At 66.5% G+C, this 9,096-nt stretch carries 8 protein-coding genes; 4 read left to right on the forward strand and 4 right to left on the reverse strand.

Translation table 11 applies throughout. The features are described 5' to 3' along the window. On the reverse strand, positions 1-1,026 hold a 1,026-nt coding region (locus AC1D34_RS32205), incomplete at its 3' end, for an MFS transporter (protein ID WP_476826428.1). A 232-nt stretch (positions 1,027-1,258) separates the two neighbouring features. On the opposite strand from AC1D34_RS32205, the gene AC1D34_RS32210 reads away from it, so the two are divergent. Further along, the gene (locus AC1D34_RS32210; RefSeq protein WP_476826429.1) at positions 1,259-2,335 is read left to right on the forward strand and encodes a CapA family protein; all 1,077 of its coding nucleotides are present in this window, start codon (positions 1,259-1,261) and stop codon (positions 2,333-2,335) included. A 24-nt stretch (positions 2,336-2,359) separates the two neighbouring features. On the opposite strand, the gene AC1D34_RS32215 is transcribed toward AC1D34_RS32210, so the two are convergent. Both AC1D34_RS32215 and AC1D34_RS32220 read right to left on the reverse strand, forming a co-directional pair. Continuing rightward, complete coding sequence (locus AC1D34_RS32215) at positions 2,360-3,862, reverse strand: ABC transporter permease (RefSeq protein WP_476826430.1); 1,503 nt, start codon at positions 3,860-3,862, stop codon at positions 2,360-2,362. Further along, complete coding sequence (locus tag AC1D34_RS32220; RefSeq protein WP_476826431.1) at positions 3,859-4,914, reverse strand: ABC transporter ATP-binding protein; 1,056 nt, start codon at positions 4,912-4,914, stop codon at positions 3,859-3,861. The genes AC1D34_RS32215 and AC1D34_RS32220 overlap by 4 nt, the downstream gene beginning before the upstream one ends. A gap of 115 nt (positions 4,915-5,029) precedes the next feature. Between AC1D34_RS32220 and AC1D34_RS32225 the strand changes: the two genes are divergently transcribed. Continuing rightward, positions 5,030-6,016 carry an extracellular solute-binding protein gene (locus AC1D34_RS32225; protein WP_476777225.1) on the forward strand — a complete coding sequence of 329 codons (987 nt, stop codon included), beginning with the start codon at positions 5,030-5,032 and terminating at the stop codon, positions 6,014-6,016. A gap of 45 nt (positions 6,017-6,061) precedes the next feature. Continuing rightward, positions 6,062-7,072: a hypothetical protein gene (locus tag AC1D34_RS32230; protein ID WP_476826432.1), complete on the forward strand. Its 1,011-nt coding sequence runs from the start codon at positions 6,062-6,064 to the stop codon at positions 7,070-7,072. Positions 7,073-7,091: 19 nt separating this feature from the next. On the opposite strand, the gene AC1D34_RS32235 is transcribed toward AC1D34_RS32230, so the two are convergent. Next, positions 7,092-7,787 (reverse strand): GntR family transcriptional regulator, encoded by a 696-nt coding sequence (locus AC1D34_RS32235; protein WP_441508311.1) that lies wholly within the window; start codon positions 7,785-7,787, stop codon positions 7,092-7,094. Positions 7,788-8,022: 235 nt separating this feature from the next. Here AC1D34_RS32235 and AC1D34_RS32240 point away from each other — a divergent pair, with 235 nt between their 5' ends. Then, positions 8,023-9,003 carry a glycosylasparaginase gene (locus tag AC1D34_RS32240; RefSeq protein ID WP_476826433.1) on the forward strand — a complete coding sequence of 327 codons (981 nt, stop codon included), beginning with the start codon at positions 8,023-8,025 and terminating at the stop codon, positions 9,001-9,003. The last annotated feature ends 93 nt before the right edge of the window (positions 9,004-9,096 follow it).

Consider the following 9,096-nt stretch of genomic DNA (forward strand, 5'->3'; position numbering starts at 1 on the left):
GTGCAGGGCGAAGGCGACGCCTGCGAGGCCGAGCGCGCCGACGATCAGCGAGCCGACGCATTGCAGGAGCGGGCGGCCCGTCCGGTCGGCCATCAGGCCGTTGCCGATCATCACCGCCGAGCCGACGAGCGAGGCACCCGAGACCAGCCAGCCAATGGTCGCGACATGGCCGAATCCGGCCTCGCGCATGATGGTCGGGCCCCAGAAGGCGACGGTGGCGTTGGCAACGATGATGCAGAAATAGACCAGCGTGAAGATCCAGAGCCGCGGATCACGCAGCACCGTCGACAGGCCATGCTCGCGCGGGCCGAGCGCCCTTGCATCGCGCTCGAGATCATCACGCACGGCACTGCGCTCAGCATCCGAGAGCCAATGCGCCTGCTCCAGCCGGTCGGTGAGCCAGGCCAGCGCAAAGAGCCCGATCAGGATCGTCGGAATGCCTTCGACGATGAACAGCCATTGCCAGCCGGACAGGCCGCCCATGCCCTGCATCCCGGTCATGATCTGCCCGGCGAGCGGGCCGCCGATGACGCCGGACAGGGCGACCGACGACATGAAGATGCCAAAAACCTTGGCCCGGCGCTCGCTCGGGAACCATTGCGTCAGGAACAGGATGACGCCCGGAAAGAACCCTGCCTCGAAGGCGCCGAGCAGGAAGCGCAGGATGTAGAAGGTTGCGGGCGTCGTCGCATAGGACATCAGCGCGCAGATCGTGCCCCAGCCGATGGCGATGCGGGCGATGGTCTTGCGTGCGCCGATGCGTTGCAGCAGCAGGTTGCTCGGCACTTCGAACAGGAGATAGCCGATATAGAAGATGCCGGCGCCGAGCCCGTAGACGGCCTCGGAGAAGCGCAGCTCGTCGGCCATCTGCAGCTTGGCGAAGCTGATATTCACGCGGTCGACCCAGGCCAGCACCCAGAGAACCATCAGGATCGGGATCAGGCGCCAGAAGATCCGGCGATAGGCAGTGTCGAGCAGCGTGTCCGTCGCGCGGGCGGCCGCCCCCTGTAGCGATGTGTCGGTCATGTCAGAATCCCCTCGGCGGCCTTCGGCAGCATGAGCGATGTCGTGGCCGGATTTGTGATGCATCAATAAAACATCATAAATAAATCGCGGCTGTCAACAGGCACACCTGAGGCCATGACGGCGCCGATCCGTTGAACGTACCCTCCCCCGTGATCCCAGCACGGGCCTCTTGACCGCCGGCACAAACTGCGAGCAGTAATTGAAACATCAAAAAAACATCTAAGGGATGACCATGTCCATTCTGACGCTCGGCGCTGCCGGAGATATCGTGGTCCGCGAGCGGCTCTATGCCGGCGATGCGCTCATCGATGAGGGCTATGGCGAGACGCTGGCCTATCTCCGGCAGAGCGATCTGGTCTGGGGCTCCTGCGAGGTGCAGTTCGCCGATCACGGCTACAGGAGCGATGCGCCGATCGCCTATCTCGTCGACCCGACGGTGGCCGCCGATCTCGGCCGGGCCGGGTTCGGCCTGATGACGGTCGCGACGAATCACACCTGCGATTTCGGACCCCAGGCCTTCCTGGAGACACTGCGCCACCTGCAAGCGGCCGGCGTCGAGACGGTCGGCGGCGGCAAGGACCTCGCGGCCTCGCTCGTGCCGGACCGGCGCGTGATCAATGGCTGCAGGCTCGGCACCATCGCGGTCTCCTGCCTGCTGCCGCCGGATTATGCGGCAACGGAGACCCGGCCGGGCATCGCGCCGCTCGCGATCGAGCAATGGCCGGAAATCCACCCGGTCCTGCTCGCGACCGAGCCCGGCGCACCGATGCGAATGCGCAGCCGGGTCCGCGAGAGCGATCTCGCACGGCTACGCGGGCAGATCGCAAGCTTGCGGCCTCATGTCGACGTGCTGATCGTCAGCGTGCATTGGGGCTATGGCCGCGGCGACCCGCTGGCCGAATACCAGCGCCCGCTGGGACAGGCCCTGATCGATGCCGGCGCCGACATGGTGCTCGGCAACCACGCCCATAGCCCCGCCGGCGTCGAGACCTATCGGAGCAAGCCGATCCTCTACAGCCTCGGCAACCACATCGCCCAGCAGGACTGGGACAATGCCACGCCCGACCAGAAGGCGATCTTCTCGCAGATCGATCCCTGGTCGCTGGTCTGCCGCATCGGCATCGGCCAGGGCGGCGTCGAGACGATCGAATTCCGCGCGACCGAGTGCAACAGAAGCGGGATGCCGGTGCTGATCCAGGAGCCGACCCGCGCCCTGCCCGTACTCGACCGCTTCGACCGGCTGTCACGCGGCATGGGTACGGAAAGCGAGATCGAGGGCTTGAGCCTGACGACCCGCTTCACGGGCTGACCGGCCCCAGAGCGCGCCTTGGCTTTACAGCAAGGCGCGCTCGTCGCGCCCCAACAGGCGGAAGGCGAGATAGATCGCCCCGGCGCTGAGCACGAGCAGGATCGTCGAGAGCGAGGCGGCCGTGCCGTAATCGCCATCATTGATCGCGATGTAGATCTTGACCGGCATGGTGACGACCTGCCGCAGCGCGGCGGCCGAGGAGCGCACCGCATAGGGCAAGCGCCGGATGAAGACGGAGAGGATGATGATCGCCGCCGTGCCGGTCATCACCAGCGGTGGCGTGTTGAAGGCGGCGATGAAGGCGACGCCGACGACGATGCCGGGCATGACATAGGGCACCATCAAGGTCGCATCGAGCAGCGAGGTCTGGGCGGTGTTGCGCCGCGCGACCAGGCAGCCGATCAGCGTGCCGATGACCACGATCAGCAGCACGGAGGCGCCGGAGAACAGCAGCGAATTCCACACGACATCGCCGAGTGTGGCGACGATGCGGCGGTAGCTGTCGAGGCCGAAGCCCGGCTGGAACACCGGCCCGTTCGTCTTCCTGACCGAATAGATCGCCGCGATGATCGCCGGCATCGCGCCGCCGAGCGCGATGAAATAGACCGCGGCATGGGCCGCGACATTGGCAAAGCCGCGCAGCCTGATCTTCTCGGGCCGGTTGATCAGGTTGCTGTGATAGACGTTTTTCCGCGACATGAAGCGCTGGATGAAGACGAAGACCATCGACATCAGGATCAGCGCCAGGCTGAGCGTCGTCGCCATGCCGAGATTGGAGCCGATCTCGGCGGAATAGGCGGTATAGGCCTCGGTCGCCAGCACATTGAAGCCACGCCCGAGCAGCCGCGGCGTGCCGAAATCGGCGATGGCATGGATCAGCGCCAAAAGCCCGCCGGCCGAGAGCGCCGGCAGGACCAGCGGGAACGAGATCTTCAGCACGCGCTGGAACGGCGTCAGCCCGAGATTCTCCGCCGCCTCCTCCAGCGAGCGGTTGACATTGGCGAGCGCGCCCGAGGTCAGCAGGTAGACATACGGATAGAACTTGAAGGCGAAGACGATGAGGATGCCCCAGACGCCGTAGATCGGCGGCATGAAGACGCCCCAGGACATCAGCGTCTGGCGTACGATGCCGCCCGAGCCGAACAGCACGATCCAGGAATAGGCGCCGATAAAGGGCGGCGAGACCAAGGCCAGGATCGCCAGCATCGAGACGAAGCGGCCGCCCGCGATCTCGATGCGCGCCATGCAGAAGGCCATGACCGAGCCGAGCAGCAATGCACCCGCCAAGCCGCCGAAACCGATGATCAAGGTGTTGATGAAGGCGTTGAAATAGCGCGTGCTGCCGAACAGCCTTTGCCAGTTGGCGAGCGTCAGCACCCCGCTCTCGTCGCGGAAGCTGGAGACCAGGACGAGGCCAAGCGGGATCAGCAGCAGGACGATCAGGATCGCCCAGGCCMCGACCGCGACCAGCGTCCAGAAATCCGGACGCCAGCTGCGGCGCGTGGCTGAAACGGCGATGGCGCTCATGCCGTAAGCTCCGCCGGGACACGCCGTCCCTTCGCGTCGAAGCCATGGAGATCGGCCGGGTCGAAGCTCAGGCGGATCTGCCGGCCGGCCTCGATCGCGAGATCGGGCGGCGGCGCGCCGATCTGCGCGACGAGCCGGTGCCCCTGCGCCTGGACGGTGAGATGCGCCTCACGGCCGAGATAGGAGAAATGCTCGACCGTTCCGGCGATGCTGGCGGCGCCGTTTCCACTTCCCCCTTCGCTAGCCCCCGCCTCGGCGAGGCGCAGGCGCTCCGGCCGCAACGCCCATTGCGCCACGTCCTTCACCTCCGGCAGGCCGAAGGCGGCGGGCGCGAGCAGGTTCATCGTCCCGACGAAGGAGGCGACGAAACGCGTCGCCGGCTTCCCGTAGATCTGCTGCGGCGTGCCGATCTGCTCGACGCAGCCATGGTCCATCACGCAGATCCGGTCGGAAATGGCGAGCGCCTCCTCCTGGTCATGCGTCACATAGATCGCGGCGATGCCGATCGTGCGCTGGATGGCGCGGATCTCGTCGCGCAGGTCGAGCCGGAGCTTGGCGTCGAGATTGGAGAGCGGCTCGTCCATCAGGAGCAGGCGCGGCTTCACCACCATCGCCCGGGCAATGCCGATGCGCTGCTGCTGGCCGCCCGACAGTGCGGCCGGCAGGCGCTCGGCAAGCGCCGCCAGCCGGACGGTCGCCAGCGCCTCGGCGACGCGCTCGCGGATCTCGGAGGCCGCGACCTTGCGGGCTTTCAGGCCGAAGGCGACGTTCTCGGCGACCGTCAGATGCGGGAAGATCGCATAATCCTGGAAGACCATGCCGATATCGCGCTTGTGCGGCGGCACCGAAAGCAGGTCGTGGCCGGCGAGATGCACCCTGCCCTCGGTGAGCTGCGAGAAACCCGCGATCGAGCGCAGCAAGGTGGTCTTGCCGCAGCCCGATGGGCCGAGCAGCGTGAAGAACTCGCCCTTCGCGACCGAGAAGGACACGCCGTTCAACGCCGTCGTGGCCCCGTAGCGCTTGATCGCGCCGTCGACTGTCAGATACGCCATGCCGGCAAAGCACTCCCGTCCCTTCCCTAGTTGCGCATGGCCGCGATTGGACGGCAAGATGGAGAAACTGCGCCGGCACAGAACGAACCGGCGTGACGGGGATGGAGAGCAGGCGATGATGTCGAGCAGGAACTGGGTGGGTCATCTCGTGCTGGCGGCCGGGATTCTCGGCGTCGCCGGCGGGGCCTATGCGGCCGACAACAAGGTTGTGCTCTACACCGCCCATAAATCCTCGATCGTGCAGAAGATGATCCCGCTCTTCGAAGCCGAGACCGGAATCAAGGCCGAGGTCGTGCAGCTCGGGTCCGGCGATGTCTTCCGCCGCGCCCGCGCCGAGGCCAGCGCGCCCAAGGCCGATGTGATCTGGAGCGTCACCGGCTCGCTGCTCAGCGAAAACGCCGATCTGCTCACGCCCTATACGTCCAAGGAACAGGCGGCGATCGACGAGCGTTTCGTCGCGAGCCCGGCCTGGACGCCCTATACGACCGTGATCTACGTGCTGATGGTCAACAACAAGATGGTCAAGGACGCCGAGATCCCGAAGACCTGGGCCGAGCTGTCCGATCCGAAATGGAAGGGCAAGGTCGCCTCGGCCCGCGTCGACAATTCCGGCTCGGCCTTCCAGCAGATGACGACCGTGCTGACCGCCGGCGGCGACAAGGGCTGGGAGGTCTATGGCAAGCTCGCCAAGAACTTCATCTTCTCCGACAGCTCCGGCGCCGTGCCGCGCTACGTCGCCGATGGAGAGGCGCCGCTCGGCCTGACGCTCGAGGACAATGCGCTCGAATATGTCGCCGGCGGAGCGCCGGTGAAGATCGCCTATATCGCGGACGGCACGACGACCTCGCCCGACGGCGTGGGGCTGGTGAAGGGCGCACCCAATCCGGAACCCGCGAAGCGCTTCATCGACTGGGCCTTGTCGAAGAAGACGCAGGAAGCGCTGGTGAAGGAAGCCGGCCGCCGCTCAGTGCGCAAGGATGTTGCCGCGCCGGGCGATGTGAAGCCGCTCGCCGAGCTGACCCTGGTCAAGCTCAAATCCGTAGAGGAACTCGGCGGCACCAAGGCGATGATCGAAAAGTGGAGGCAGGCGACCGGCCAGTGATGGCTTGAACGAGCCGGCTGAAGCCGCCTCGCGCCGATATCCACCATGCAGATTGAAAGCTTCAGCCTCGGCAAGCGCTTCGCCAGCCCTGAGGAGAACGAAGACAGCGTCGTCATCCTGCCCGGCCGCGGCTATGCCGTGATCGATGGCGTGACCGACCGCAGCGGCCGCCGCTTCGGGACGATGCGGGCCGGGCGCTTCGCCTCGGCCCGGGTCGCCACCGAAGTCGCCCGCTTCCTCCTCAGCGAAGACCTGAGCGTGCGCGGCGGCGATGCGCGCGTGCGCCGGCTGGTCCTGGCGCTCAGCGACACGCTGCGCGGCGGCTACGCGGCGCATGGCCTGGCGGAGCGGGTGGAAGGTGATGCGTCAGCGCGGATCGGCTGCACGCTGGCGCTGGGCTACCATGACGGCCCGGCCCTTCAGCTCGTCTCGATCGGCGATTCCGGCATCCGCTTAAGCGGACAAACGCTCGGGACTGTCCGCCATGTCGAGGCGAAGCCCCTCGACCGCGTGACCGCGCTGATCCGGCGGGAATGCTGGGCCTATCTCGGCCGGATGCGGGCCGATCCCCTGCACCAGCGCGCGATCTCGGACGATGCCGTCTGGAACGGGTTGCGCGTGCCGCCGGCAGGCTTGAGCGCGGAGGCAAGCGCCGAGGTCAGGGCCCATGTGCTGCATCTTTGCAGCGAGGAGATGCCGACGATCGCGCGCACCGAGATCGAGCGGCTGCTCGACAGCGGCATCAGCGGCCAGCGCGTCTTCGCCAATCACCCTACCAGCGATCTCGGCTATGGCGTGCTCGACGGATTCGCCATCGCCGAACGGCATGTCTTCACCGCCGACTATGCCGCAGATGAGGTCTCGCGGCTCGAACTGTTCAGCGACGGCTATTTCGCCGAGCCCGAGGCCTTTGGCGTCGCGGCCTGGGAGGCGAGCTTCGCCGAGGTCGAGCGGCTCGACCCCGACAAGATCGGCCCCTATGCCAGCGTGAAGGGCTCCGGCCCCGATGGCTGGACCGACGACCGGACCTATCTCGGAATCGCGTTCGATCGCTGATCGGGGCGATGCCGCCCCCTTATTCGGGCGCGCCCTCGCGCCGCCTGAGCGCCTTCAGCCGGCTGATCAGATGGCGGGCGCCCATCAGAATATGCTGCTCCAGATGGTCCTTGGCGCGCTCGATATCGCCCGCTCTGCAGAGATCGAGCAGGAGCTGGTGCTCGCGGTTCATGCGCTCGCGCCCGCCCGTCAGCCGGATCGGCAGCGGGAAATGGCGATAGGCGTTCAGATAGAGCTTTCGGATCAGCGCCAGCGTCTGCGGGCGGTTGGCCGGTGCATAGAGCGCGGCATGGAAAGCCCAGTTCAGGCTCGACCAGTTCTCATCCTGCTGGTCTTCCGCGATCTGCGCCAGGATCTCTTCGGCCCTTTGATAGTGCTGCGCCGTCATCAGCGGCATCGAGAGTTCGAGAAGCCAGGTCTCGAGCCGGGCCCGGATCTCGTAGGTTTCCTCGAGATCGTCGATCGACAGCCCTGAGACCACCGCGCCCTTGTGGGATTCCTGCCGGACCAGGCCCTCGGCCTCGAGTTGATGCAGGGCTTCGCGGATCGGCACCCGGCTGACGCCAAGCTCGGCCGCCAGCTTTTCCTGACGCAGCTGGATGCCCTCGGGCAAGGCGCCCGACAGGATCTGGTCGCGCAGCAGGTCGACGACACGCGCGGTCGTCGTCTTGCGCTGAAGCGCGGGAGGATTGTTCGACAGGATGGAAGCCGTCATCGCCTGCTCACGCGTCTCCTACTCTGGCGCCTGGCCCCAATCCCTGCCCTGAAGCGGGGTTCATTTCAATCCGGGCGTCGGCCATAGGGATGGATAACCGATTTTGTATCCAATCCCGGCGCGCGCTTGGAGGCGTCGACAAACGACATATCACGCCATTCCGCCCCTCTTGCGTCGGGCCAAGCGGCATCGTAATGGCAATTGGATCCAATATCCAATCTTGTTGAGAACACCCGTGATCGCGATCAGCAACAATGAAGGGGCCTGCGGCATTCCCGCGACCGCCCGCGCACTCGCCAAGGGCGAAGCGGCTCTCGACGCGATCGAGGCGGGCATCAGGCTTGTCGAAGCCAGTGAGAGCGTCCGCACCGTCGGCCGCGGCGGCTGGCCCAATCTCCTGGGCGAGGTCGAGCTCGATGCCTCCGTGATGGACGGCACCAGCCTTCGCAGCGGAGCCGTGGGCGCCCTGACCGGCTATCTGCATCCGGTCAGCATTGCCCGCCAGGTGCTCGAACGCCTGCCGCATGAGCTGCTGGTCGGCGAAGGCGCCCGGCGTTTCGCGGCCGAGATCAGCGCCGAGGCCGGCGAGCTCCTGATGCCGCATGCCCGGTCCGCCTGGGAGCGCTGGTTCCGGGACGAGGTCAGCGAAGCCGACCGCGCGAACTGGCCGGACGTGCCGATGGCGGAGCTCTGCGCCCAGGCGATCGACCCGGAAACCGGCCGCGACACCACCGTCTTCCTGGCGAAGGACGCGCAGGCCCATATCGGCGCCGGCACCAGCACCTCGGGCTGGGGCTGGAAATATCCGGGGCGTCTCGGCGACAGCCCGATCATCGGCGCCGGCTCCTATGCCGATACGCGTTACGGCGCCTGCGCCTGCACCGGGGTCGGCGAAATGAGCATCCGGGCCGGCACCTCGCGCGCCGTCGTTCTCTACATGAAGATGGGCATGAGCGTCGAAGAGGCGGTCTATGAGGCCGTTGCCGACATGCGCGCGCTGAAGGGCGGGCTGATCGGCCGGGTGACCATCCATGCCATCGACGCGGCGGATGGCCACAAGGTCGTGGCCGTGAACGGCCTGCCGGAAAACCATTACTGGCTCTGGCGCGGCGGCGAGGCGGCGCCTTCGAGCCATCCTTGCGAGATCATCGCGATCAGCGAGGACCCCGCCCCCAAGCCGACCGCCCATCGCCGATATGAGGCGATGGGGCTTTGACCTCCTGCCCTGGATCATCGGACCGGAAACCTATCCGGTCCGATGATCCAACCTTTTGTGTTTGCATCGGCTTTGCCCCGAAAACCGCAATCC

It is taken from the genome of Allobosea sp. P1_A7 (genome assembly GCF_056406775.1).